The organism is Cellulosimicrobium cellulans, from assembly GCF_001722485.1.
Lineage (GTDB): Bacteria > Actinomycetota > Actinomycetes > Actinomycetales > Cellulomonadaceae > Cellulosimicrobium > Cellulosimicrobium cellulans_A.
The window spans coordinates 1-25084 of the sequence record NZ_LWGL01000018.1 but is presented as its reverse complement, the minus strand read 5'-3'; the positions used below and the strand labels follow the sequence as shown (position 1 = coordinate 25084).

Here is a 25084-nt window from a genome sequence, read left to right as displayed (position 1 = left end):
TCCTCGGCACCCGGGGCGGCACGTAGACCGCTCCGGAGTGTCGGTGGCGGCCGATACGGTCGGATCCGAAGTCAGGTGGCTGGCGGCAAGGACGGTGAGCACGCATTGGGAAGACAGAAGGTCCCGCAGCTCGAGCGGATGAAGGTGTGGATCCGCTCGGGAGGTCGCTGTGCCATCTGCGGTCGCTACCTGCTCGAAGGGCTCCTCACCCACGAGGAGTTCACGCTCGGCGAGCTGGCCCACATCGTCGGACAGCAGACCACCAAGGGCTCGCCGCGAGGTGAGTACGACCTTCCTAAGAGCGAGCGCGATAAGGCCGAGAACCTGATGCTGCTCTGCGCCGGCGAGCACGACGAGATCGACCGCAAGGGCGCGTTGGACACCCTGTCCGTCGAACGGCTGCGCAAGATCAAGCACGACCACGAAGACTGGGTGCGGCGGATGACCGGACTCGACCGCAACCGCGGCACCGCCGTCGTCCGGATGATCGGCCAAATCCGCGGCAACGCGGTCGAGCTGTCGAAGCCGACCGCCTCGGCAGCGGTGCTGCACTCCGACGACCGGTTCCCGGAGTTCCCGCTCAGCTACGAGCAGTACGGCATCGAGATCGACCTCCGGCACCTGCCCGGCGAGGGCACCGACATGTACTGGGCGGCCGGCAAGGCCGCCATCGACGAGGTCATCGAGCACAAGCTCCACGAGGCTGTCCGCCGGGAGGGTGTCCGCCACCTGAGCGTGTTCGGGTTCGCCCGGCTCCCGCTGCTCGTCTACCTCGGCAGCCGCCTCGATGACACCTACGAGGTCGCGATCTACCAGCGGCACCGCTCGACCGAAGCATGGGCCTGGCCAGAGACCGCCACCCCGGTGACCTTCGACGTCGCGTCCCAGGCCGACACCGAGCCGGCCTCCGAGCCGGCCGACAGCGCCCCTAGGGCCGGAGCGGTGCTCGTGCTCAACATCTCGGGAACCATCCAACCCGATGAGCTCCCGCCGGACCTTGCCGCCCTGCCGAGGCACGTCGTCACTCCCGTCGGAGAGACGCCGCGAGTCGACATCATCAACTCGCCCGTCACTCTCCAGGGGTTCACTGAAACAGTCCGCACGCTGCTCTCGCAGGTGGAGGCCACGGACAAGCACCTGCCCACCCTGCACGTGTTCGGCGCCCTGCCCCTCTCGACGTGCATCGCGCTCGGTCGCGCACGCGACCCCCACGTCCACCCACCATTCATCGTCTACGACCGCACCGACGGTGGCTACGTCCCGGCACTGGAGATCTCGTGAAGCTCACCGGCTACTTCAAGGCGTTCCTGGAGAACACTGTCAACCTCAACCAGGCGCGCCTAGACCAGCTCGACCAGCGCGTCGCCGCGATCGTGAAGGTGCTCGAGGACGACACCGAGCTCGGTGAGCGGGTGCAGGAGCACATCCCTCAGGGCTCGTGGGCTCACAAGACCATCCTTAAGCCGCTTAACAACCACGAGTTCGACGCTGACATCCTGCTCCGGCTCGACGAGGTCCCGGAGTGGACCGAGCAGCAGTACCTGCGCGAAGTCCGCGCTGCGCTCAAGCGTTCGACAACGTACAAGGACATGGTCCGCAAGAAGAACCGCTGCGTCCGCGTCGGGTACGCCAACGACTGCCACGTCGACGTCGTGCCGCATGTCCACCTCGCTGACGGGCGTCAGGTCATCGTGAATTACGCCGAGGAGAAGTTCGAGGACACCAACCCCGAGGGCTTTACTGCCTGGATGAAGGAGCGTGACACCCTCGCCCACGGCAACCTCCGCAAGGTGCTCCGGCTGCTGAAGTACCTGCGCGACTACAAGCAGACCTTCAGCGTGCCGTCGGTCATCCTGACCACGATCCTCGGAGAGCGGGTCACCGCATGGGAGGCCGACGAGCGGTACGTGGACGTCCCCACGGCGCTGAAGAACATGCTGGCCGACCTCGACAGCTGGCTCCAGCTGCACCCGACGATGCCGCTCCTGGAGGACCCGAGCTGCCCCGGCACCTCGTTCAACCACCGCTGGGACCAGAAGCAGTACGAGAACTTTCGCAACAAGGTCACCCAGTACTCCACCTGGGTCACCGAAGCGTACGACGAGACCGACAAGAACAAGAGCATCACCGCGTGGCAGCGGGTCTTCGGCTCCGACTTCAAGGCCCCCGTCGCGACCGCGGCAACCGCGTCCGCGGCGCCTGCTGTCACTGAAGCCGCGGTGCTCCTCCCGCGTGCTCCGAAGGAGGAGTACATCGAGGACCGCTACCCGCCCGCTAGCACCGGCTACACGGTGCGCGTCACCGCGACCGTCTTGAAGAAGGACGGGTTCCGGGCTGGACCGCTGCGCGGGTTCCGGTCCATCGGGAAGCAGCGCACCCTCAAGTTCGACGCTGCCACCGACGTTCCCAGGCCGTTTGACTTGTACTGGAAGATCCGCAACACCGGCAGCGAGGCCGGGCAGAACCTCCGCGGCGAGCTCATCCGAGACGGCGGCTACCTGACCCGGACCGAGACCACCCAGTACAAGGGCCGGCACTACGTCGAGGCTTACGTCGTCAAAAACGGGAAGGTCGTCGCACGAGACCGCCACGACGTCATCATCGACTAGGAACCGATGCGGTAGCGAGCCGACGGGCTCACAGCTCGTCGAGCAACTCGGCGACCGCCGCGAGCATGGCGCGGTGGCCGTCCTGGCCGAGGGGAGCGTCTGCGAGCCCGAATTTGTGCGGTTCGCGGTGGAACCGAGTTCCGCGGGTCGTCGTCCGCGCCTCGACTTCGCCTGCTTCGACGCTCATAAGGCCGATGCGGGTCAGCATTTGGTGGGTGTCCCACACGTCACGAGACAGGTCGTAATAGTCGAGCCGGTCCTGGGCGTCGATGAACAGGTCGTCTGCGGTCGTGATGCCGGGCTCGCGCATCTCTCCCTGGTCGCGCCACAACAGCCAGTTTGCGATCTCGCTGTCCGTCATGACCTGGACCCAGCCGTTGAGGAAGAACTCCACCGGGACGGAGATGACCTTCTCCGACGGCGTTGGCATGCGGTACCGGTGCACGTCCCCGGTTGTCTTCGGGCCGGTCTCCTGGTTGACCCACATCTGGCCGGTGGCGTCCAGGCGGCCTGTCGACCGACGGGACACCTCGACGAGTTGCAGCTCTGAGGCCGCGAGCCGTTCGAGCGCGTTCGTCACCTGGCGGGCTCTCATGGCAGGTCTGCTCAGGCGGTACTCGGTGTTCTCGCGTGGATTGCTGCCGGTGGACAGGAAGTCGATCAGGCCGAGTTCATCGGCGCTCCCCGTCTGGACCGGGTACCGGAACTGAGCGGTCGGCCGCTGGCCGGCTTGGGCCAGGAAGAGCAGGGTCAGCTCGAGCCGGAGTGCGACCCCTTTCGACCGCTTGGCCGTCGCAAGCGGCGGCTTGGGCCGTGGCGTCTTGTCGTGCTCGCCCGCGACGTGGATGCGCTTGTGCCGGGCGACGAACGAGCGGCGGATCAGGATCGAGGCGGGCTTGCTGCCGGCCTCGTACACGGCCCGGAACGCCGCGCTGGCCTGGGCGACGGTAAGTCCGTAGTCGGTGCTCTCGAGCCTGCGGAGGTGGGCGAAACGCGGCTCGAGGCGGTCCTTGCCCGATCGCGACGACCGCGTTCCCACTTTTCACCCCGTTCGTTTCAACCCGCCTAACGAACCTCTTCGTTTTCTCCGTGCTTCGGGTCGTACTTTGATGGTTTGACCAACGCGGGTCATTACGCAGAGCGTACCTCAGAGCTCGACGCGACACTAGGCCGTTCGGCGTGCCTTACTGGTGCCGCTTCCCCCGATGGGAAGCAAGCGGCGGGCACCCAGGCCCGGGTACCCGCCGTCGAGATCAACCCGTCTAGTGAAGAGAGGCGATCTCGATGAGAGTATCCAGGAGGAGCCCCCGGGGTCGACCCCCGGGGCGCCGCAGGCCCTGCCGGCGGTTCGCGATGGTGTTGGCTGTGGTCGTTGCCGCGATCGTGCTGGGAGTGCTGTCCGCGCTTTCTGGGCGCGTGGCCGTCGGCGTCGGCGTCACCATCACCGCCGTCCCAGCGCTGCTCGCTCTGCTACAGGCTGCCCGCGAGAACCACGGCGGGCCCGGCGCGAGGGCCGGCTGAGCGTCATCGCGGATGCTGACTGGCGCGCGGTGGTGACACTCGTCTGGTCTCGGTGTCACCACCGCGTGGCGCCCTCCACAGGGAACCCGTATCCGGTGTGTGGTCGCAACCAGCGAAATGGGTGATGGACGCGGACGAACCAGGCAGGGCCGAGGTCCTGACCTGGGGCGTTGAGGTTTCGTCACCACCCTGGCCGGATGGGGTAGCGCGACTCGACTGCTTGCGCCGCCGGTCCTGAGATGCTGTCCGACGCGTCAGGGCATATCGAGCTCCGGGACCCCTGCCGGGCGCCCGCAAGCACAGGCAGAACTGTTGTGGTTCGTTGGGCAGGCCGCCGGGTCGAAATCAACGGACGAACAAGAGGCGTGGAACGCCATCGCCGACCATCTCCACGGCCGCGCTGCAACCGCCGAAACCACGACGCACAACCCCGGCTGAGGTGTCATCCAGCGCCGACCGCTGAGGTGGCACGCCGGATGAACCCTCAGGTGCGATAACAAGTCGAATCCGAAATTCGGCTCCACCAGCGGCTCGGCCCGCACCCCTCGAGGGTGCGGGCCGTCATCGTGCCCGGGGCCGTGAGCCCGTCCGGTGCGCGCCCGCGGCCGGACGTCCGCCAGCCCGTCGCTCAGTCCCGTTGCGCGCCCACGAGCCGCCCGCCCGCGTCTCCTGCGTCCGACGGCGCAGGGTCGGCCGACGGCCCGGGGGCGCCGCCCGGCCCGCCCGGCCCAACCGCAGCGGGCGGGGTGCCGCCCGCGGCACGGCGCGACCGCCGCAGCCACCAGCGCACGACGAGCGCGACGGCGGCCGCGAGGACGAGCCACGGCAGCAGCACGCCGAGCACGACGACGAGCCCGTTGAGCGTCGCGAGCAGCGCGTCCCAACCGTTCTCCAGCCCGCCGAGGAAGCCGCCGGGCGCGAGGCTCTCGGCGGGGGCCTGCTGCACGAGCGTCACGTGGAGCGTCGACATCGCGACCTGGTCGGCGATCGTCGCGCGCTCGGCCTGGAGCGCCTCGAGCTCGGCCTGGCGGGTCGTGAGCTCCTGCTCGGCGGCGAGGAGGTCGTCGGTGGTCGACGCGTCGCCCATGAGGTCGCGCAGGCGGTCGACCGACGTCGCAAGGGCCTCGATGCGTGCGTCGAGGTCGCGCGCCGTGCCCGTGATGTCGACCGCCTCGACCGCCAGGTCCTCCACGGTGCCGACCTGGTCGAGCGCCTCGACGGTCGCCGACGTGCGGTCTGCCGGGACGCGGACGGTCAGCTCGGCGCTCGACGGCGCGTCGCCCTCCGCCCGGCTCTGCCGCCGGTTCTCCACGCGACCGCCCGCGCTCTCCGCGAGGTCCGCGACCGCGTCGGCGGCCGCGGCGGTGTCGTCGGCGACGACGGTCGCAGAGCCCGTCGTGACGATCTCCCGGTCGGCGTCGGGCTGCGCCGACCCGTCGGTGCGCGCGACGCCCGACCCGCTCCCGGCACCGGCGCCCGCGTCGTCGGCCGCTCCCGCGCCGTCGGAGCCGGTGGCGCCGGACCCCGCGCCCGCCGGCGGAGCGCTGTCCACGACGGTCGAGCCCGGCGCGGCCTCGGAGCCGGCGTCCCCTGCGCCGGCCGTGCAGCCCGCAAGAAGAATCGCGCCGAGGGCTGCCGTGACGAGGAGGGTGGGGATCCGGCGGAGGCTGGGCACGCTGCGACCCTAGGGCGACAGGTGCGCCGGACCAGCACCGGGTGAAGGTCTGGTGCGACATCGTGACCCGGTCGTGAGCGCGCTGTGACCTGGACGCGCGTCCACCCGCGCCGCCGTTCGCACGGCACGGCAGGATGGCCCCGTGCTCGTGTGCTGCGGACTCCTGACCCTCGACGTCGTGCAGGTCGTCGACCGCCTGCCCGGCCCGGACGAGAAGGTCGTCGCCCGCTCCCTCGCGGCGACGTTCGGCGGCCCCGCGGCGAACGCCGCCGCGACGGCCGTCGCCCTCGGCGTGCCGAGCCGGCTCGTGACCGCCGTGGGGGAAGGGCCGCTCGCGCACGCCGTGCGGGCCGACGTCGCGGATGCCGGCGTGGAGCTCGTCGACGCCCTGCCGCCAGCGCGCCGGGCCGAGGCGCAGCCGCCGGTCTCGACCGTCCTCGTCACCGCCGCGACGGGGGAGCGGGCGGTCGTGAGCACCAACGCGACGTCGTCCGGCGGCCTCGTCGCAGGCGACAGCGACGGCGACGCCGAGGTCGACGCCGCCGCGCTGCTCGGGCCGGTCGGTCCCGGGGACGTGCTGCTCCTCGACGGCCACCTGCCCGCCGTCGCGCTGCCCGTGGCGCGCCGGGCGCGCGAGGCGGGGTGCGTCGTCGTGCTCGACGGCGGCTCCTGGAAGCCGGGCTCGGCCGAGCTGATGGCGCTGTGCGACGCGGTCGTGGTGTCGGCGGACCTGCGCGTCCCGGACGTCGACACCGCCGGGGTGCTCGAGGCGGTCGCCGCGCTCGGGCCGCGGTTCGTGGCGCGGACGCGCGGCCCCGAGCCCGTCGAGGTGCTGCACGACGGCCGCCGCTCGACCGTCCCGGTCCCCGTGCCGCGCCGCGTCGTCGACACGCTGGGGGCGGGCGACGTCGTCCACGGCGCCTTCGCCGCGGCGCTCGCCGAGGGAGCCTCGTACGGTGACGCGCTCGAGCGTGCGGTGGCGGTCGCGTCGCGCTCCGTCGAGCACGCGGGTGCCCGCGGCTGGGTCGCGGAGGCCTCCTGAGGCCGCGTGCGACGGCCGTGTTGCGGCGCGGCAACGGTTCGGTCACGACGCATCGGGATGGTTGACATCGACTTAGTAAAGGCAGTTCACTAACAAACATGACGACGACGGTCACGGGGCGCGAGGCACCGCGCAGACGCCTGAGCGCAGGCCTGCGGCCGACCGCGAAGGTGCTCCCCGAGCACGCGCGGGCGCACAACCGCTCGCTCGTGCTGCAGCACCTCTTCCACGAGGGGCCGACGTCCCGTGCCGACCTCGCGCGCGCCACGTCCCTGACCCGCGTCACGATCTCCGACCTCGTCTCCGTGCTCATCGCGGAGGGGTTGGTCGAGGAGCTGGGCGTCCGCCCGGGGCAGCGCGTCGGCAAGCCCGCGATGCTCGTCGGCATGCGCACGAGCGCCTACCAGATCGTCGCGGTCGACCTCACCGACGAGGAGGTCGTGCGCGGGGCGGTCCTGACGCTCACGGGCGACCTCGTGGTGCGCCGCGACCTCCCGGTGGACGGTCGCACCGGCAGCGAGCTCGTCGACCTCCTCACGCGGTTCTGCCGCGGCCTCGTCGCGTCCGCGAGCCAGCCCGTCATCGGCGTCGGCATCGGGTCGCCGGGCGTCGTGGACAGCGCGGGGCGGGTCGTCGAGGCGCCCAACCGCCGCTGGTACGACGTCCCGCTCGCCGAACAGCTCACCGAGCGCCTCGGGCTCGCGGTGCACGTCGCCAATGACGCGAACATCGCCGCGCTGGGGGAGTTCACCTTCGGCGGCGCGTCCGGCTCCGGTCTGCTCGTCCTCACCGTGGGGGAGGGCGTCGGCGCGGGCATCATGCTCGACGGCGCGCGCGTGCGCGGGCACGGCGACGCCGCCGGAGAGCTCGGCCACGTCACCGTCGTCGACGACGGGGAGCCCTGCGCCTGCGGGCGCCGGGGCTGCCTGGAGACCGTCCTGTCCGTCCCGGCGCTGCGGCGCGCGGTCGACGGGCTGGACCCCGAGGCTGCCGACGCCGCGCTGGCGTCGGCGGGCAGGACGCTGGGCATCGCCCTGGCGCCTGTCGTGAGCGCGCTCAACCTCGCCGAGGTGCTGATCAGCGGTCCGGCGGACCTGCTCGACGGCCCTCTGCGGGAGGCCGCGCTGGAGACCGTCCGCGAGCGGACCATGCCGGTCATCGGCGGCGGCCTGCAGGTGCGGATGGCCACGCTCGACGAGGACGTGGTCCTGGCCGGGGCCGCCGTCCTCGTCCTCTCCGGACAGCTGGGGGTGTCGTGAGCACCGACGCGCGCGCGACCCCGCTGCCCGACCGGCGCGGGCCGTTCCCGGCCCTGCCCGAACCTCGCACCTGACACCGTCCCGGAACCGCCCGGACCCGCCCGCGCACCGCGGGCGGACCGCCCGGGAGCAGCAGCACCCTGCACACCCTGAATAACGCAGGACTCCTGCCAACCTCGTGCGCGTCACCGACGACGCCGCACAGCTCACCGAGAGGAAGCACCCCCGTGAAGAGGAACCGTCTCGTCGCCACCTCCGTGGCGTCGACGATCACCCTGGCGCTCGCGCTCACCGCCTGCAGCTCCGGCGGCAGCGGCAACGACGACAACGACGGCGGCACCGGCGGCGAGGCCGAGGCCGGCGACATCACCCTGTGGCTCGCGGGGCCCGACACCCCCGACGAGCTGCGTGACTACCTCGTCGAGACGTTCGAGGCGGAGAACCCGGGCTCGACGCTCACCATCGAGCAGAAGGAGTGGCCCGACCTCGTCACGGCGCTCACCACCGCCCTGCCCGACGCCGAGAACACCCCCGACGTCACGGAGATCGGCAACACCCAGTCCTCGACGTTCAGCACCGTCGGGGCGTTCCGCGACCTCACGCCGCTGTACGAGGAGCTGGGCGGCGACGACCTGCTGCCGTCGTTCGTCGAGGCGGGCAAGGTCGGCGACCAGAACTTCGCGCTGCCGTACTACTTCGGCTCGCGCTACATGTTCTACCGCAAGGACATCTGGACGGCCGCCGGGCTCGAGGTGCCGCAGAACCTCGCCGAGTTCGCCGAGTCGGTGAAGTCGCTGCGCACGGACACCCAGTCCGGTTTCGCGATGGGCGGCCAGGACTGGCGCAACGGCATCTCGTGGGTCTTCGCGAACGGCGGCGAGCTCGCGGTCGAGGAGGACGGCGAGTGGGTCTCCACGCTCAGCGACCCGAGCACCATCGCGGGCCTCGAGCAGTGGCAGGACGTCTACGCGGGCGCCTCCAACGTCCCGGCCACGGCCCAGGACGTCGCGTACTGGGAGTTCCTCAACGACGGCGAGGGCGGCACGCCGCCCGAGGCCGCGACGATCATGGCGCCGGGCTGGGCCCGCTGGTCCATCGGCGAGCTCACGACCAACGACGAGGGCGAGGAGGTGCGTGACGGCATGGCCGACGACACGAAGTACGACATCTTCGGCCTCCCCGGCGTCGACGGCGGCCTGGCCCCCGTGTTCGCCGGCGGCTCCAACATCGCGATCTCGGAGCAGTCGCAGCACCCGGAGCTCGCGGAGAACCTCCTGCGCATCATCTTCTCCGAGGAGTACCAGACGATGCTCGGCGAGAACGGCCTCGGCCCGGCGAACAGCCAGTACGTCGACAGCCTCGGCGACGACAAGTTCGCCGAGACGATGATCGCGACGGCCGCGGACTCCAAGCTCACGCCGCCCGCCCCGGGCTGGGCGGCGGTCGAGGGCGCGCTCGTCTACGAGGAGCTCTTCCAGAAGATCGCCGAGGGCGGCGACGTCACCGCGCTCGCCGCGGAGTACGACGAGAAGATCACCCCGATGCTGAACAACGGCTGACCACCACCTCGTCGGTCCGAGTCCGGGCCGCCGTCCCGTCGGTCCTGCGCGCGACGTCGCCCAGGACCGGCGGGAGGCGCCCGGGAGGAGCTCCCCATGAGAACCACCACCCCCGCCGTCGCCGGGCCGGCCGCGCGGGCCCTCGACGGCCCGGCCCGCCCGCCGCGGCGCCGTCGCCGGTCCCGGGCGCCGTACCTGCTGATCTCCGCGGCCGTGCTCGTGATCCTGCTCGGCATGGGCTACCCGGTCTACTGGCAGGTCGTCACGTCCTTGCAGGAGTTCGGCCTCGCCCAGCAGTTCGGGCAGCCGCCGGAGTTCGTCGGCCTCGACAACTACGCGCGCCTGTTCGCCGACCCCGCGCTGTGGGCCGTCGTCACGCGGTCCGTGATCTTCTGCCTCGTCAACGCCGTCCTCACCGTCGCCCTCGGCACGCTGTTCGCCGTGCTCATGCGGGCCGCGTCGCGGGTCGGGCGGCTCGTCCTGCAGGTCGCGATGCTCCTCGCGTGGGCGATGCCCATGGTCGCCGCCGTGACGGTCTTCAAGTGGCTGTTCGACTGGCGCTCCGGCGTCGTCAACTGGCTCCTCGTCCAGCTCGGCCTCGACCAGTTCCAGGGCTACTCCTGGCTCGCGCAGCCGCTGACGTTCTACCTCGTCGCGAGCATGGTGATCGTGTGGATGTCCGTGCCGTTCGTCGCGCTGTCCGTCTACGCCGCGCTCACCCAGGTCTCCGAGGAGGTCATGGAGGCGGCGGCGCTCGACGGCGCGGGAGCGTGGCGCGCGTTCTGGGCGATCGTCGTGCCGATGATCCGGCCCGTGCTGTCCATCGTCCTGCTGCTGCAGATCATCTGGGACCTGCGCGTGTTCGGCCAGATCCGCATCCTGCAGGACGGCGGCGCCCCCGTGTCCGAGACGAACCTGCTCGGCAACTTCATCTACGAGCTCGGCATCGGGCGCCAGGACTTCGCGGGCGCCGCGGCCGTGTCGATCTTCGTCCTGGCCCTGACGATCGTGCTCAGCTGGCCCTACGTCCGCACCCTGCTCAAGGAGGACGAGGCATGACCACCGCGACCCCGACCCGCGGACCGGTGCGCGAGAGCCCGGTGCGGGTCCCGCAGCAGCGGACCGCCCGCCGCCGGCCTCGGCGGGGGACCGTCCTCGCGACGGTCGCCGCCGTGCTCGTCGCGGTGGTGTGGGTGTTCCCCGTCTACTGGATGGTGAACACGTCCCTCCTGCCGCGGACCCAGCTCCAGTCCCGCACGCCGACGTTCGTCAGCCTCGACGCGGGCCTGTTCAACTACGCGCGCGTGCTCGACGGCGACTCGTTCCTGTCCGCGCTGCGCATGAGCCTCGTCGTGACGCTCTCCACGGTGCTGCTCGTCCTCGTGTTCGCGTTCCTCGCGGCGCTCGCGGTCAGCCGGTTCCGCTTCCGCGGCCGCAAGGCGTTCGTCGTCGCGCTGCTGTTCATCCAGATGCTCCCGGCGGAGGGCCTGTTCATCGCGCAGTACCGCATGCTCTCGGGCGCGGAGCTGCTCAACACCGCGATCGGCGTGACCGTGCTCTACACCGCGGCCGTCGTGCCTTTCACGGTGTGGATGCTCCGCGGCTTCGTCGCGGGCGTCCCGGCGGAGCTCGAGGAGGCCGCCATGGTCGACGGGCTGAGCCGGACGGGCGCGTTCGTCCGGATCACGTTCCCGCTGCTCGCGCCGGGGCTCGTCGCGGCGGGCGTGTACGCGTTCCTCCAGGCGTGGAACGAGTTCACGATCGCCCTCGTCGCGCTGCCCTCGAACCAGGCCGAGACGCTGCCCCTGTGGCTGCGCAGCTTCCTCAACTCGAGCGTGAGCGAAGGCGTGAACTGGGGCGAGGTGATGGCGGCCTCGACCCTCATCGCGGTCCCGGTGATCGTCTTCTTCCTCGTCGTCCAGGGCCGCATGACCGGCGGCCTCGTCTCGGGAGCGGTGAAGGGCTGACGTGAGCGAGCTGAGCACGGCCGCCTCCCTCCCGGGCGGGGCGGCCGCGGTCCCGGGCGCCGACCGCCCGACTGCACCGGCACCGGCCGACCCGCAGGTCCACGTCCGGCGCGCGCCGGGGTGGACGGCGGGGCTGGACGTCGGCGGCACCAAGGTGCTGGCGACGGTCCTCGGACCCGACGGCGCGGCGCACGAGACCGTGCGCGTCCCGACGGTGCGCGGTCCCGAGGGCGTCGTCGCGACGGCCGCCCGCGCGGTGCACGAGGTGGCGCGCCGGGCCGGCGTCGACGTGGCCGCGCTGGACGGTGTCGGGGTCGGCGTGCCCGGGCTCGTCGACCCGGCGGACGGCACCGTGACGCACGCGGTGAACCTCGACATCGGCGGCCGCTTCCCGCTCGCCGACCGCCTGTCCCGGGCGGTCGGGGGAGTGCCCGTGCACGCCGACAACGACCTCAACGTCGCCGCGCTCGGCGCCGCGCACGTCATGGGCGCCGACGGCACCGACCTCGCGTTCCTCGCCCTCGGCACGGGGCTCGCAGCCGGCATCGTGCTCGGCGGCGAGGTGCGGCGCGGCGTGACCGGCGCCGCGGGGGAGATCGGTCACATCCCGGTGGACCCCAACGGCCCGCCGTGCGCGTGCGGCCAGCGCGGCTGCGTCGAGGTCTACGCGTCGGGGTCGGCGCTCGCGGCGCGGTGGCCGTCGCGCCACGGTCGCCCCGCCCCGGCGGAGCTGTTCGAGGCCGCCGCCGCGGGCGACCCGGACGCGCAGCGGATCAAGGACGAGTTCGCGTCCGCCGTCGCGAGCGCGGTCCGCATCCTGCAGCTCACGGTCGACGTGCGCCACGTCGTCCTCGGGGGCGGCGTGTCGGCGCTCGGCGAGCCGCTGCTCGACGCCGTGCGCGCGGCGCTCGAGGCGCAGGCGCGCACGTCCCCGTTCCTGTCGTCGCTGCGCCTGGCGGACCGCGTGTCCCTGGCGCCCGCCGACGTGCCCGTCGCCGCCGTGGGCGCCGCCCTCGTCGGCCGTCGAGAGGAGTCCACGTGGAGGTCGTGATCGCCCCGGGCGAGACGCTGGCACGGCTGGCCGCGGACGCGGTCGACGCGCTGCTGCGCAGGACGCCGGACGCGGTGCTGGGCCTGGCGACCGGGTCCAGCCCGCTCAAGGTGTACGACGAGCTCGCGCGCCGCCACGCGGAGGAGGGCCTGAGCTTCGCCCGCGCGCGGGCGTTCCTGCTCGACGAGTACGTCGGCCTGCCCGCGGACCACCCGCAGCGGTACCGCAACGTCATCGACGCCGAGATCGCCTCGCGCGTCGACCTGGCGCCGGGCGCGGTGCAGGGGCCCGACGGGCTCGCGGAGGACCTGCCCGCCGCGTGCGCGGCGTACGAGGCGGCGATCGCCGACGCCGGCGGGGTGGACCTGCAGATCCTGGGGATCGGCACCGACGGGCACATCGCGTTCAACGAGCCGGGGTCGTCGCTCGCCTCGCGCACCCGGATCAAGACGCTCACGTCGCAGACGCGCGAGGACAACGCGCGGTTCTTCGACGACGACGTCGAGAAGGTGCCGACGCACTGCCTCACGCAGGGCCTCGCGACGATCATGTCCGCGCGCCACCTCGTGCTGCTTGCCACCGGCCGGGGCAAGGCCGAGGCGGTGCACCAGCTCGTCGAGGGCCCCGTGTCCGCGCTGTGGCCCGCGACGATCATGCAGATGCACCCGCACGCGACCGTGCTCGTCGACGACGCGGCCGCCTCGCGCCTGCAGCTCGCCGCGTACTACCGGCAGGCGTACGCCGCGAAGCCGCCGTGGCAGGGCCTGTGAGGGCGCGCCGCGGCACCCGTCGTGCGGGTGGGGCGACGTAGACTGCGGACCATGACCGAACTCCGCGCGAGCACGCCCCCCGGTGGGCCCGACGACCCGTACCGGGGTCCCGCGCAGCCGAGCGACCCGCAGCGCGCCGGCTCGACGGGGCTCCTCGAGCGCGAGGAGACGCGCGAGCAGGCCGAGCCCGGCGACCACGAGCGCTTCGCGCACTACGTGCGCAAGGAGAAGATCATGCAGTCGGCGCTCTCCGGCAAGCCGGTGATCGCCCTGTGCGGCAAGGTCTGGGTCCCGGGCCGCGACCCGAGCAAGTTCCCGGTCTGCCCCACGTGCAAGGAGATCTACGACGGTCTGCGCGACCCGCAGGACGGCGAGGGTGACTCCGGCAAGTGAGCGGCACGCACCACCCGTCGTCCACCTCCCCGACCTCTCCCCGCACCGCCCCCGCCGCTCCCGCGACCGCCCCGCAGAGTCCGTCGTCGGCCGCCGCCTCCCACCTGTCGCCGGCGTTCCCGCGCCGTGCCCCGTGGGGGTCGGCGTCGAAGCTGCGCGCCTGGCAGGCCGAGGCGCTCGAGCTGTACCGCACGCGCGCCCCGCGTGACTTCCTCGCCGTCGCCACCCCCGGCGCCGGCAAGACGACGTTCGCGCTGCGCGTCGCCACCGAGCTGCTCGAGCAGGGCACGGTGCGACGCGTGACGATCGTCGCGCCCACGGAGCACCTCAAGCACCAGTGGGCCGACGCCGCAGCACGCGTGGGCATCCGCATCGACCCCAACTTCCGCAACAGCCAGGGCCGGCACGGTGCGCACTACGACGGCGTCGCGCTCACCTACGCGCAGGTCGCCGCGAAGCCCGCGCTGCACGCGGCGCGCACGACCGCCGACCGCACCCTCGTCATCCTCGACGAGGTGCACCACGGCGGCGACGCCCTGTCGTGGGGCGACGCCGTCCGCGAGGCGTTCGAGGACGCGACGCGCCGCCTGAGCCTCACGGGGACGCCCTTCCGCTCCGACACGGCGGCGATCCCGTTCGTCGAGTACGAGCGCGGCCCCGACGGCATCCGCCGCTCGAAGGCCGACTACACCTACGGCTACGGCGAGGCGCTGCGCGACCACGTCGTGCGCCCGGTGCTCTTCCTCACCTACTCGGGCCAGATGCGCTGGCGCACGAAGGCGGGCGACGAGATCAGCGCGCGGCTCGGCGAGCCGCTGACGAAGGACATGACCGGGCAGGCGTGGCGTACCGCGCTCGACCCGAACGGCGAGTGGATCCCGTCCGTGCTCGCGGCGGCCGACAAGCGGCTGTCGGAGGTGCGGCGCGCGATCCCGGACGCGGGCGGCCTCGTCATCGCGACGGACCAGACGGACGCGCGCGCGTACGCCGGGCACCTCGCACGGATCACCGGGACCTCCCCGACGGTCGTGCTCTCCGACGACGACGGCGCGAGCGCCCGCATCGAGGAGTTCTCCGACGGTGACCAGCGCTGGATGGTCGCGGTGCGCATGGTGTCCGAGGGCGTGGACGTCCCGCGCCTCGCGGTCGGCGTCTACGCGACGTCGACGTCCACGCCGCTGTTCTTCGCGCAGGCCGTCGGCCGTTTCGTGCGCGCGCGTCGTCGCGGCGAGACCGCGTCGGTGTTCCTCCCGAGCGTCGCGCCGCTGCTCGAGCTCGCCAACGGGCTCGAGGTCGAGCGCGACCATGCGCTCGACCGGCCCCTGACCGCGGAGGAGCAGGGGGAGGGATTCGACCCCGAGGCGGCGGAGCTCGCCGCCGCCAACCGCGAGGACAAGGCGTCGGGCGAGCTCGTCCAGGGGTCGTTCGAGGCGCTCGAGGCCCAGGCGTCGTTCGACCGCGTGCTGTTCGACGGCGGCGAGTTCGGCACGGGCGCGGACGTCGGCTCCGACGAGGAGCTCGACTTCCTCGGCCTGCCGGGGCTGCTCGACGCCGACCAGGTGACGACGCTCCTGCGCCAGCGCCAGGCGGACCAGATGAGCGCCCGGTCGAAGAGCTCGGCCGCGCAGGAGCGCGCACGCTCCGAGCTCGAGCACCGGCGCGCTGCCGAGCTGCGCAAGGAGCTGCAGCAGCTCGTGTCCGCGTGGGCGCGCCGCAGCGGCCAGCCGCACGGGTCGGTGCACACCGAGCTGCGTCGCCGCTGCGGCGGCCCGGAGGTGCCGCTCGCGACCGTCGAGCAGCTCGACGCGCGCGTCGCGCTCGTGCGCCGCTGGTTCGTCGGTCAGAAGTAGCCGTCGCCCGCCCGGCCCCGGGCGGGCGGACGACTCCCGGCCGGTCGGGTCTCCCGTCGGTCGGGTCTCCGGTCGGTACGGCTACGCGAGCGTGCGGACGGTCGTCGGGATGGCGGGGTCGCCCGCCGACAGGCGGCGCGCCCCGCGCGGCAGCTCGGCGCGCGCCTCGCGGTGGCGTTCCGCCGCGTTCTCCACGCCGTAGGACCCGACCCAGCGCGAGTCGACCGCGCCGTCGACGACGAGCGGCACGTGCAGCGGCCGCACGTCGCCCTCCTCCTGCTCGGGGTCCCAGTCCCGCACGGCGAGGTCCGGGCCGGTCACGAGCAGCTCCTCGACGGCCCGGCCGTCGTCGTCGTAGCGGCGCGCGGCGGCCTTGCGCCCGCCCGCGCTCGTCTTCGCCGCCGACGCCTTCGCGACGGGCTCGAGCACCCCGGAGCCGTTCGAGCGCGCGACGAGCTTGTAGACCATGCCGCACGTCGGCGCGCCCGACCCCGTGACGAGGGACGTGCCGACGCCGTACGAGTCGACGGGCGCGGCGGCGAGCGACGCGATCGCGTACTCGTCGAGGTCCGACGTCACGGTGATCCGCGTGTCGCGGGCGCCGAGCGCGTCGAGCTGGCGCCGCACCTCGACGGCGAGCACCCCGAGGTCGCCGGAGTCGAGACGCACCGCGCCGAGCCCCGTGCCGGCGGCGCGCACCGCGTTCTCGACGCCCTGGCGCACGTCGTACGTGTCGACGAGGAGCGTCGTGCCGGGGCCCTGCGCGGCGACCTGGGACGCGAAGGCGGACTCCTCGTCGTCGTGCAGGAGCGTGAAGGCGTGGGCCGCGGTGCCGATGGTGGGCAGCCCGTAGCGGCGCCCCGCCTCGAGGTTGGACGTCCCGGCGAACCCGGCGACGACGGCGGCGCGGGCGGCGGCGACCGCGGCCTGCTCGTTCGCGCGGCGCGCCCCCATCTCGAGGCACGGCCGGTCGACGGCGGCGCTCGTCATGCGGGACGCCGCGGACGCGATCGCCGAGTCGTAGTTGAGGACGGACAGCACGAGCGTCTCGAGGACGACGGACTCGGCGAACGTGCCCTCCACGAGCATGACGGGGGAGTGCGGGAAGAAGACCTCGCCCTCCGCGTACCCGGTGATCGAGCCGGTGAAGCGGTAGTCCGCCAGGTACTCGAGCGTGCGCTCGCCGACGACGCCGTTGTCGCTCAGCCAGTCGAGCTCGTACGAGGTGAACCGGAACGACGGCAGCGCCTCGAGGACGCGCCCGGTCCCGGCGAGCACGCCGTACCGGCGGCCCGCGGGGAGCCGGCGCGTGAAGACCTCGAAGAGGCAGTGCCGGTGGGCGGTCCCGTCGGCGAGCGCCGCCTCGAGCATCGTGAGCTCGTACCGGTCCGTGAGGAGCGCCGTCGACGCCGAGGGGGCGAGGTCGCTCGCGGGGGCGGGGATGCGGTCGAGCACGAGGGCGTCGACCGTCGTCGGCAGGGCGGCGCTGCCCTGGTGGGGGAGGCTCATGGGGACAAACCTAGGGCAGGTCCGCGTCCGACGGGCAGCCGGCGGAGGGGCAAATACAGTGGTGGGGTGAGCCTCCACCCGACCAGCACGCGCGCCGTGGTGCCGCGGGCGTCCGTGGCCGTCCCCGACGAGGCGACGCGCACCGACCTCGACGTGGCCACCGAGCCGCCGTGGGTGACCCTCGTGTGGAACGACCCGGTGAACCTCATGAGCTACGTCGCGTACGTGTTCGAGTCGTACTTCGGCTACCCGCCCCCGCGCGCGAACCAGCTGATGATGCAGGTCCACCAGGAGGGCCGTGCGGTCGTGTCGACCGGCGACCGCGAGCGCATGGAGGTCGACGTGCAGGCGATGCACTCGTACGGCCTGTGGGCGACGATGCAGCGGAGCGACGCCTCGTGAGGCCGTTCCGGCCCGAGGCGCTCGGGTACGTCGCCGAGCTGGAGCCGTCGGAGCGGATCGTGCTCGCGCAGGTCGCGGGCGACGTCGCGCAGATGCTGCAGGACGAGGTGGGACCGCACGGCGGCGCGTCCGGGGACCCGGGGGCCGACGGTGCGTGGGCGCCCCCGGGGTGGACGGGCCCGGCCCCGGCGGGGCGGCCGGACGCGGCGGGGGCAGTGCCGACCGACCCGGCGGTGCGCCGCCTGCTGCCGGACGCGTCCGACGACGCGGACGTCGCCGCGGAGTTCCGCCGCTTCACGCAGGCGGACCTCGCGTCGGAGAAGGTGGACCGGCTCGTGCTCCTGGGGCAGATGCTCGTCGACGGCGAGCCCGCGTCGGCGGCGCCGTTCGTCGTGCCGCGCGACACGGCGCGCCGGGTGGCGGGCGCGCTGACGGACGTGCGTCTCGTGCTCGCCGAGCGGCTCGACCTGCGCACGGACGACCAGGTGGAGGGCCTGTACGACGAGCTCGACGCCGAGGGCGAGGAGGGGCCGGGGCTCGACGACGACCTCGACGGGCGGGCGGCGCGCCGCTTCCTCGTGAGCGTGTTCCTGCTCACCGGCCTGCTGCAGGAGTCGCTCGTGGACGGGATGCTCGCGGACCTGCGGGCGGGGCACGGGGACGCCCGGGGCTGACGGTCGGCGCGGGAGGAACCTCGGGAGGAAGGTGGTGGGGAGCGTGGACGGTCCGACGGCGGTCGGTGGCGCCCGGTCGGCGCGCCGGGCCTCGATGCTCGCGACGGCGCTGATCGGGGTCGGGGTGATGGCGGCGGTCGACGAGATCGTCTTCCACCAGCTCCTGGCGTGGCACCACTTCTACGACCGGTCGACGACCGACGTGGCGCTGCTGTCGGACGGGCTGCTGCACGCCGCCGAGCTCGTGCTCGTCGTCGGCGGCTTCTTCTGGTTCGCGGACCTGCGCCGTCGCCGGGCGCTCGCGCCGCGCTCCGCGTGGGCCGGCGCGTTCCTCGGTCTGGGCGGTTTCCAGCTGTTCGACGGGCTCGTCAACCACAAGGTGCTCGGCCTGCACGAGGTGCGCTACGGCGTCGACCTCCTGCCGTACGACCTCGCGTGGAACGGCGCGGGCCTCGTGCTGCTGGCGGTCGGCGTGGTGCTGGCCGTGCGCAGCCGCGGCGAGGGTGCGGCCCCGGTGCCGGGCGCGTGACCACCCACGTCCACCACCCGCCGGCGCACGGCGCGGCGCCGGACGTCGTCGGCTGGCTCGTGCCCGTCCTCGTCCTCGCGGTGCTCGTGGGGGCGTACCTGGCGCTCGTCGCCCGTCGCGAGCGGGCCCTGGGCCGGCGCTGGGGCCGCGGGCGGACCGCGGCCTGGGCGGCCGGCTCGGCGCTGCTGGCGCTCGCGGTGTCCCCGCCGGTCGCCGACCTCGCGCACGCCGACGCCCGCGGGCACATGGTCCAGCACCTGCTGCTCGGCATGTACGCGCCGCTGGGGCTGGTGCTCGGCGCACCCGTGACGCTGCTGCTCGGCGCGGCCACGACGGCGGGCCGGCGACAGGTCGCCGCGGTCCTGCGCAGCCTCCCCGTGCGCGTGCTGTCCCACCCGCTCGTCGCGGGCGTGGTCGACATGGGCGGTCTCTACGTGCTGTACCTCACCGGGCTGTACGCCGCGAGCATGTCGAGCACGCTGCTGCACGGGGTGGTGAACGTGCACTTCGTCCTCGCCGGCACGCTCTTCACGTGGGCGGTCGCAGGACCCGACCCGGCGCCGCACCGTCCCGGCGTGCGCGTGCGCGTCGTCGCCCTCGTGCTCGCGGCGGGGGCGCACGCCTACCTCGCCAAGCTCCTGTACGCGCGCGCCGGCGAGCTCCCGCCGGGCGGCCACCACACGGCGGCCGAGGTCGAGTCGGCCGCGCAGTGGATGTACTACGGCGGCGACCTCGCCGAGGTCGCGCTCGCCGTCGCGCTCTTCGCCGGCTGGTACCGGGCTCGCGGACGCAGGCGGGACGCGTCCGGCGGCGTGTGGGCGCTGCCACAGGGTGACGTCGGTCGCGCGGACGGTCGCTCCGCGTCACCCGCACTAGGCTCGGGCGGGTGAACGACGCTCCCATCGGCATCTTCGACTCGGGCGTGGGCGGTCTGACGGTGGCGCGCGCGATCCTCGACCAGCTGCCGAACGAGTCCCTGCTCTACATCGGGGACACCGCCAACGGCCCGTACGGGCCGAAGCCGCTCGCCGCCGTGCGCGCGATGGCGCTCGCGATCATGGACCAGCTCGTCGACGACGGCGTCAAGATGCTCGTCATCGCGTGCAACTCGGCGTCGTCCGCGGTGCTGCGCGACGCGCGCGAGCGGTACACCCAGCGGCACGGCCTGCCGGTCGTCGAGGTGATCCTGCCGGCGGCGCGGCGCGCGGTCGCGGCGACGCGCAACGGGCACGTCGGCGTGATCGGCACGCGCGCCACGGTCACCTCGCGCGCGTACGACGACGCGTTCGCCGTGACGCCGGGGCTGACCGTCACGTCGCAGGCCTGCCCGGAGTTCGTGCGGCTCGTCGAGAGCGGCGTGACGTCGGGCCCCGAGGTGCTGTCCGTGGCGCGCGAGTACCTGGACCCGGTCCGGGACGCGGGCGTCGACACGCTCGTGCTCGGCTGCACCCACTACCCGCTGCTCACGGGCGCGATCTCCTACGTCATGGGGGAGGAGGTCACGCTCGTGTCGAGCGCCGAGGAGACGGCGAAGGACGTCTACCGCACGCTCGTCGCGCACGACCTCGAGCGCTCGCGCGACGCCGGCCCGCCGCGCCACCGGTTCCTCGCCACGGGCAGCGTCGAGCCGTTCGACCACCTCGCGCGCCGGTTCCTCGGCCCCGAGGTCCTCAGCGTGGAGGCCGCCTGATGCGCCTCGTCACCGTCGGCTGCTCCGGGTCCTTCGCCGGCCCGGACTCGCCCGCGTCGTCCTACCTCGTCCAGGTGCCCGCCGCCGAGGCGGCCGCCGCGGGCTTCGAGGCGCGCGACTGGAGCGTCGTGCTCGACCTCGGCAACGGGGCGCTCGGGGCGCTGCAGCGGTTCGTCGACCCGCTCGACGTCGACGCGCTCGCCCTGTCGCACCTGCACCCGGACCACTTCGTCGACGTGTGCGGGCTGTACGTGTACCTGCGCTACCACCCCGTCCGCGGCTCGAGCCGCACGGGCGTGCCGTCGCGGCTGCCGGTGCTCGGGCCGTCGGGCACGGCACGGCGCATCGAGGAGGCGTACGGCTCAGAGCCGGGCGACGGGGTGGGCGGCGAGCTCGACGTGCGCCCGTGGGAGCCGGGCACGCCCGTGCAGGTCGGGCCGATGACGCTCGAGCCGTTCCGCGTGTTCCACCCGGTCGAGGCGTACGGGGTGCGCGTCACGGGGCCGTCGAGCGTGCGTCCCGGCGAGCAGGCCGTGCTCGCCTACACCGGCGACACCGACGCGTGCGACGGCGTGGTCGAGCTCGCGCGCGACGCCGACCTGCTGCTGTCCGAGGCCGCGTTCCACGAGGGCCGCGACGACGACGTCGAGCGCGGCATCCACCTCACCGGTCGCCGCGCGGGGGAGGTCGCGACGGCCGCCGGAGCCCGCCGGCTCGTGCTCACGCACCTGCCCGCGTGGAACGACCCCGAGCGGTCCCGGGCCGAGGCGGTCGAGGCGTACGCGGGCCCCGTGGACGTCGCGACGACGGGCGCCGTCTTCGACGTCTGACCACCGCCCGGCGACCCCCGGGACCGGCGGCCGGCGACCCCGAGGACGGTCGGTAGGGTGGCCGCATGACCACTGCTCCTGCCGCCGGCACGGCCGGCACGTCGGCCGTGCGCGCCGACGGCCGCGCGCCCGACCAGCTCCGCCCCGTGACGATCACCCGCAACTGGCTGGACCAGGCCGAGGGCAGCGTCCTCGTCGAGTTCGGCCGCACGCGCGTGCTGTGCGCGGCGTCGTTCACCGAGGGCGTGCCGCGCTGGCGCAAGGGCTCGGGCGAGGGCTGGGTCACCGCCGAGTACGCGATGCTGCCGCGCGCGACGAACGAGCGCAGCCAGCGCGAGTCGGTCAAGGGCAAGATCGGCGGCCGCACCCACGAGATCTCGCGCCTCATCGGGCGCTCGCTGCGCGCGATCATCGACGTCTCCGCCCTCGGGGAGAACACCATCGTCCTCGACTGCGACGTGCTCCAGGCCGACGGCGGCACGCGCACCGCCGCGATCACCGGCGCCTACGTCGCGCTCGCCGACGCCGTCGCGTGGGGCCAGCGACACGGGCACGTGAAGTCCGGCGGCAGGCCCGTGCTCACCGACTCGGTCGCCGCCGTGAGCGTCGGCATCGTCGACGGCGTCCCGATGCTCGACCTGCCGTACGTCGAGGACGTGCGCGCCGAGACGGACATGAACGTCGTCACCACGGGGTCGGGCACGTTCGTCGAGGTGCAGGGCACGGCCGAGCACGCGCCGTTCGACCGCGCGGAGCTCGACGCGCTGCTCGACCTCGCCGTCGCCGGCACGGCCGAGCTCACCGCGATCCAGCGCGCCGCGCTCGAGGCGGGCGCGTGAGCGGCACGTCCCCCGTCCGGGTGCCGGACGGCGCGCGGCTCGTCCTCGCGACGCACAACCGCGGCAAGCTCGCCGAGCTGCGCGCGATCCTCGCGGCCGAGCTCGACGCGCACCCGGGGCTCGACCTCGCGCCCGAGCAGGTGGTGAGCGCGGGCGACGTCGGCGCGCCCGAGCCGGTCGAGGACGGCGTGACGTTCGCCGAGAACGCGCTCATCAAGGCGCGCGCGCTCGTCGCCGCGACGGGGCTGCCCGCCGTCGCGGACGACTCCGGCCTCGCCGTCGACGTGCTCGGCGGCGCGCCCGGCATCTTCAGCGCGCGCTGGGCCGGGCGGCACGGCGACGACGTCGCGAACCTCGAGCTCCTCCTCGCCCAGCTGCGCGACGTGCGCGCCGAGCACCGCGGCGCCGGGTTCGTGTGCGCGGCGGCGCTCGTCACGCCCGACGGGCGCGAGGTCGTCCGCACGGGCGAGATGCGCGGCACGCTCCTGGCCGCGCCGCGCGGGGAGAACGGGTTCGGGTACGACCCCGTCCTCGAGCCCGACGAGCAGCCCGGTGCCGCGTCCGGCGCGGCGGGCCCGCGCCGCTCGGCGGCCGAGCTCGACCCCGCGGAGAAGAACGCGATCAGCCACCGCGGCAAGGCCTTCCGCGCGCTCGCGCCGGAGGTCGTCGCGGCGCTCGCCCGGCCGTAGACGCCCGCGCCCCGCGGGTCAGCGGCCCGCGAGCTCGCGCTCGCGGCGCCGCCGCCCCGCGGGGCGCAGCACGTCCACGAGCGCGACGACCGCGCGCCACCCGAGCAGCGTCACGGCGAGCACGCCGAACGACACGAGCTGGAACGCCGGGGCGACGCCCTGCCCCGTGAGGACGCGCAGGAGCACCCCGAGCGCCCACGCGCAGCCCCACACCACGACCCCCGTCGGCCACAGCCGCCACGGCCGGCGCCACGCGCGCGTGACGAGCCACCCGGCGAGCGCGCCCGCCGCGAACGGCCACGCGACGTACAGCAGCCGCAGCACGCCCTCGCCCGGCGAGTGGGCTGCGAGGCCGCCCGTCGCGAGCACGAGGACGCACACGAGGTCGGCGAGCGCGGCGAGCACGACGAGGCCGGCGGGGGAGCGCGGGGGAGACGCGGTGCTCATCCCTCGACGGTACCGCCCCGGCACGACGCCGTCGGTGCGGGCACCTCGCGCCGCCTAGGGTGGTCCCCGTGCACCTCGCCGCCGACGACCTCGCGTTCTCCTACCCGGGCCGCCCCGTCCTCGACGGCGTGAGCGTCCGGGTCGCGGAGGGCACGCGGCTCGGCGTGGTGGGGGAGAACGGGACGGGCAAGTCCACGCTGCTGCACGTGCTCGCGGGCGACCTGGTCCCGAGCCGGGGCGAGGTGCGCCGGGCGGGCGACCTCGCCGTCGTCGAGCAGGAGCTCGCCGCCGCGCCGGGCCAGACCGTGGGCGACCTCGTGCGCGCGACGCTCGCCGGCCTGCGCGCCGTCGCCGCCGAGCTCGACGCCGCGGTGCGCGACTTCGACCACGAGACCGGCGACCTCGCCGAGCTGACGCGCGTGCTCGCGCGCGCCGAGCACCTCTCGGTGTGGGACGCCGACCGGCGGGTCGACGTCGCGCTGTCCCGCCTGGGCGCGTGCCGCGACCGCGACCGCGACCTCGCGACGCTCTCCGTGGGCGAGCGCTACCGGGTCCGCCTCGCGTGCCGCCTCGCCGAGCGCGCCGAGCTGCTCCTGCTCGACGAGCCGACGAACCACCTCGACGCGAGCGGCATCGACTTCCTCACGGGCGAGATCGTCGCGTGGCGTGGCGGCGTCGTCATGGTCACGCACGACCGCCAGCTCCTCGACGACGTCGCGACCGAGATCCTCGACCTCGACCCGTCGATGGACGGCCGTCCCGTCCTGTACGGGCAGCCGGGCTACCTCGCCTACCGGTTCGCGAAGAACCAGGCGCTGCACCGCTGGCGCCAGCGCTACCGCGCGGAGCGCAAGCGGGCCGAGAAGCTCGCCCAGGTGCTCGACGCGTCGTACGAGGGGCTGTCCGACGAGTGGCGCCCGCCCAAGGGCAGCGAGAAGCACCGCCGCGCCACGCGGGCGCGCATCCACGTCAAGGCCGCCGACCGCATGATCCAGCGGCTCGAGGCGGACGCCGTCGAGGTGCCCGTCCCGCCCCTGCAGCTCGCGTTCCCCGAGCTGCCCGCGATGTCGCCGGGCTGGGACCCGGCCGAGCCGGTCGTCGAGCTGCGCAGCCCCCGCGTCGGCGAGCGGCTGGACCTGCCGGGGACGCGCATCGCGATCCCCCCGTCAGGGCGCCTGCTCGTCACGGGCCCCAACGGCAGCGGCAAGTCGACGTTCCTCGCCGCGCTCGCGGGCCTCGTGCCCCTCGACCGGGGCGCGCGCTCGGTGGTCGACGGCGCGCGGCTCGGCGTCGTCGCGCAGGAGGGCCCGGACCTGCCGCCCGGCGCCGAGGAGCGCACGGGCTTCGACGAGTACGCGCGCGAGGCGCTCGAGCTGCTCGAGGCCGGCCGCCTCGACCCGGACCACCTCGTGCCCGTCGCGTTCCTCGGCCTGCTCACCGAGGAGGACCTCGAGCGGCCCCTGCGGGAGCTGTCGGCCGGCCAGCGCCGCCGGTTCGACCTCGCGCGGGCCCTCCTCGCCGCGCCGCACGTGCTGCTGCTCGACGAGCCGACCAACCACCTGTCGATCGACCTCGTCGACGAGCTCACGCAGGCGCTGCGCGTCACGCCGGCCGCGGTCGTCGTGGCGACGCACGACCGCCGCATGCGCGAGGACCTCGAGGACTGGCCGCACCTGGAGCTCGCGGGCTGACCCCCGCGCCGGGACCTCCCGGGTGCCCGGCGAGCGCCGCCGTCAGACGCGCGGCCCGGCCGCGGCGGGCACGAGCGCGTCGGCCAGC

Annotated in this window: 25 protein-coding genes; 21 read left to right on the top strand and 4 right to left on the bottom strand. The window is 73.9% G+C overall.

What is annotated here, in order from left to right; genetic code table 11:
- The first annotated feature begins 75 nt into the window (after positions 1-75).
- Both JZ5iCDA_RS03970 and JZ5iCDA_RS03965 read left to right on the top strand, forming a co-directional pair.
- Positions 76-1281 (top strand): SAVED domain-containing protein, encoded by a 1206-nt coding sequence (locus JZ5iCDA_RS03970; protein WP_216093396.1) that lies wholly within the window; start codon positions 76-78, stop codon positions 1279-1281.
- On the top strand, positions 1278-2609 hold the full coding sequence (locus tag JZ5iCDA_RS03965) for an SMODS domain-containing nucleotidyltransferase (RefSeq protein WP_069385963.1): 1332 nt from the start codon (positions 1278-1280) through the stop codon (positions 2607-2609). Before JZ5iCDA_RS03970 ends, JZ5iCDA_RS03965 begins: the two co-directional genes overlap by 4 nt.
- Positions 2610-2637: 28 nt before the next feature.
- Here JZ5iCDA_RS03965 and JZ5iCDA_RS03960 read toward each other — a convergent pair whose 3' ends face one another.
- The gene (locus JZ5iCDA_RS03960) at positions 2638-3648 is read right to left on the bottom strand and encodes a hypothetical protein (protein ID WP_069385962.1); all 1011 of its coding nucleotides are present in this window, start codon (positions 3646-3648) and stop codon (positions 2638-2640) included.
- Positions 3649-3974: 326 nt separating this feature from the next.
- Here JZ5iCDA_RS03960 and JZ5iCDA_RS18730 point away from each other — a divergent pair, with 326 nt between their 5' ends.
- Positions 3975-4130: a hypothetical protein gene (locus tag JZ5iCDA_RS18730; RefSeq protein ID WP_171905284.1), complete on the top strand. Its 156-nt coding sequence runs from the start codon at positions 3975-3977 to the stop codon at positions 4128-4130.
- Positions 4131-4758: 628 nt separating this feature from the next.
- Here the strand turns inward: JZ5iCDA_RS18730 and JZ5iCDA_RS03955 are convergent.
- Positions 4759-5805, bottom strand: a complete 1047-nt coding sequence (locus JZ5iCDA_RS03955) for a DUF4349 domain-containing protein (RefSeq protein WP_083259637.1) — start codon at positions 5803-5805, stop codon at positions 4759-4761.
- A gap of 142 nt (positions 5806-5947) precedes the next feature.
- Between JZ5iCDA_RS03955 and JZ5iCDA_RS03950 the strand changes: the two genes are divergently transcribed.
- From JZ5iCDA_RS03950 to JZ5iCDA_RS03910, 9 genes are all read left to right on the top strand, one after another.
- Complete coding sequence (locus JZ5iCDA_RS03950; protein WP_069385960.1) at positions 5948-6847, top strand: PfkB family carbohydrate kinase; 900 nt, start codon at positions 5948-5950, stop codon at positions 6845-6847.
- A gap of 98 nt (positions 6848-6945) precedes the next feature.
- Entirely contained in the window at positions 6946-8106 is a 1161-nt protein-coding gene (locus tag JZ5iCDA_RS03945; RefSeq protein ID WP_069385959.1) for an ROK family transcriptional regulator, read from the top strand.
- A gap of 227 nt (positions 8107-8333) precedes the next feature.
- Positions 8334-9665 carry an extracellular solute-binding protein gene (locus JZ5iCDA_RS03940; protein ID WP_069385958.1) on the top strand — a complete coding sequence of 444 codons (1332 nt, stop codon included), beginning with the start codon at positions 8334-8336 and terminating at the stop codon, positions 9663-9665.
- Between the two features lie 96 nt (positions 9666-9761).
- Positions 9762-10724 (top strand): carbohydrate ABC transporter permease, encoded by a 963-nt coding sequence (locus JZ5iCDA_RS03935; protein WP_069385957.1) that lies wholly within the window; start codon positions 9762-9764, stop codon positions 10722-10724.
- Complete coding sequence (locus JZ5iCDA_RS03930) at positions 10721-11632, top strand: carbohydrate ABC transporter permease (protein ID WP_069385956.1); 912 nt, start codon at positions 10721-10723, stop codon at positions 11630-11632. Before JZ5iCDA_RS03935 ends, JZ5iCDA_RS03930 begins: the two co-directional genes overlap by 4 nt.
- 1 nt (position 11633) lies before the next feature.
- Positions 11634-12683, top strand: a complete 1050-nt coding sequence (locus JZ5iCDA_RS03925) for an ROK family protein (RefSeq protein WP_253181938.1) — start codon at positions 11634-11636, stop codon at positions 12681-12683.
- Positions 12671-13453: a glucosamine-6-phosphate deaminase gene (gene nagB, locus JZ5iCDA_RS03920; RefSeq protein ID WP_069385955.1), complete on the top strand. Its 783-nt coding sequence runs from the start codon at positions 12671-12673 to the stop codon at positions 13451-13453. The genes JZ5iCDA_RS03925 and nagB overlap by 13 nt, the downstream gene beginning before the upstream one ends.
- A 51-nt stretch (positions 13454-13504) precedes the next feature.
- Positions 13505-13846, top strand: a complete 342-nt coding sequence (locus JZ5iCDA_RS03915) for a DUF3039 domain-containing protein (protein WP_069385954.1) — start codon at positions 13505-13507, stop codon at positions 13844-13846.
- 104 nt (positions 13847-13950) lie between these two features.
- Positions 13951-15696 (top strand): DEAD/DEAH box helicase, encoded by a 1746-nt coding sequence (locus JZ5iCDA_RS03910; protein ID WP_253181942.1) that lies wholly within the window; start codon positions 13951-13953, stop codon positions 15694-15696.
- An 81-nt stretch (positions 15697-15777) separates the two neighbouring features.
- On the opposite strand, the gene JZ5iCDA_RS03905 is transcribed toward JZ5iCDA_RS03910, so the two are convergent.
- Positions 15778-17205, bottom strand: coding sequence for a nicotinate phosphoribosyltransferase (locus JZ5iCDA_RS03905; protein ID WP_083259636.1), 1428 nt, complete (start codon positions 17203-17205; stop codon positions 15778-15780).
- Positions 17206-17271: 66 nt separating this feature from the next.
- Between JZ5iCDA_RS03905 and clpS the strand changes: the two genes are divergently transcribed.
- The 8 genes from clpS to JZ5iCDA_RS03865 all read left to right on the top strand — a co-directional run bounded on the left by clpS (position 17272) and on the right by JZ5iCDA_RS03865 (position 22858).
- Positions 17272-17607 carry an ATP-dependent Clp protease adapter ClpS gene (gene clpS, locus JZ5iCDA_RS03900; protein ID WP_069385952.1) on the top strand — a complete coding sequence of 112 codons (336 nt, stop codon included), beginning with the start codon at positions 17272-17274 and terminating at the stop codon, positions 17605-17607.
- Positions 17604-18281, top strand: a complete 678-nt coding sequence (locus JZ5iCDA_RS03895) for a DUF2017 family protein (RefSeq protein ID WP_069385951.1) — start codon at positions 17604-17606, stop codon at positions 18279-18281. The genes clpS and JZ5iCDA_RS03895 overlap by 4 nt, the downstream gene beginning before the upstream one ends.
- Before the next feature lie 43 nt (positions 18282-18324).
- The gene (locus JZ5iCDA_RS03890; protein WP_253181937.1) at positions 18325-18810 is read left to right on the top strand and encodes a DUF2243 domain-containing protein; all 486 of its coding nucleotides are present in this window, start codon (positions 18325-18327) and stop codon (positions 18808-18810) included.
- Positions 18807-19700 (top strand): cytochrome c oxidase assembly protein, encoded by an 894-nt coding sequence (locus JZ5iCDA_RS03885; RefSeq protein WP_069385950.1) that lies wholly within the window; start codon positions 18807-18809, stop codon positions 19698-19700. Before JZ5iCDA_RS03890 ends, JZ5iCDA_RS03885 begins: the two co-directional genes overlap by 4 nt.
- Complete coding sequence (murI, locus tag JZ5iCDA_RS03880; RefSeq protein WP_069385949.1) at positions 19697-20500, top strand: glutamate racemase; 804 nt, start codon at positions 19697-19699, stop codon at positions 20498-20500. Before JZ5iCDA_RS03885 ends, murI begins: the two co-directional genes overlap by 4 nt.
- A complete protein-coding gene (locus JZ5iCDA_RS03875) occupies positions 20500-21330 on the top strand; it encodes an MBL fold metallo-hydrolase (RefSeq protein WP_069385948.1) in 831 nt (276 codons plus the stop codon). The genes murI and JZ5iCDA_RS03875 overlap by 1 nt, the downstream gene beginning before the upstream one ends.
- A gap of 65 nt (positions 21331-21395) precedes the next feature.
- Positions 21396-22169 (top strand): ribonuclease PH, encoded by a 774-nt coding sequence (gene rph / locus JZ5iCDA_RS03870; RefSeq protein ID WP_069385947.1) that lies wholly within the window; start codon positions 21396-21398, stop codon positions 22167-22169.
- Positions 22166-22858 carry a non-canonical purine NTP pyrophosphatase gene (locus JZ5iCDA_RS03865; RefSeq protein ID WP_069385946.1) on the top strand — a complete coding sequence of 231 codons (693 nt, stop codon included), beginning with the start codon at positions 22166-22168 and terminating at the stop codon, positions 22856-22858. The genes rph and JZ5iCDA_RS03865 overlap by 4 nt, the downstream gene beginning before the upstream one ends.
- Positions 22859-22876: 18 nt before the next feature.
- Here the strand turns inward: JZ5iCDA_RS03865 and JZ5iCDA_RS03860 are convergent, their stop codons facing one another.
- Positions 22877-23305, bottom strand: a complete 429-nt coding sequence (locus tag JZ5iCDA_RS03860) for a DUF3054 domain-containing protein (protein WP_069385945.1) — start codon at positions 23303-23305, stop codon at positions 22877-22879.
- Positions 23306-23373: 68 nt separating this feature from the next.
- On the opposite strand from JZ5iCDA_RS03860, the gene JZ5iCDA_RS03855 reads away from it, so the two are divergent.
- Entirely contained in the window at positions 23374-24996 is a 1623-nt protein-coding gene (locus JZ5iCDA_RS03855; protein ID WP_069385971.1) for an ABC-F family ATP-binding cassette domain-containing protein, read from the top strand.
- The last annotated feature ends 88 nt before the right edge of the window (positions 24997-25084 follow it).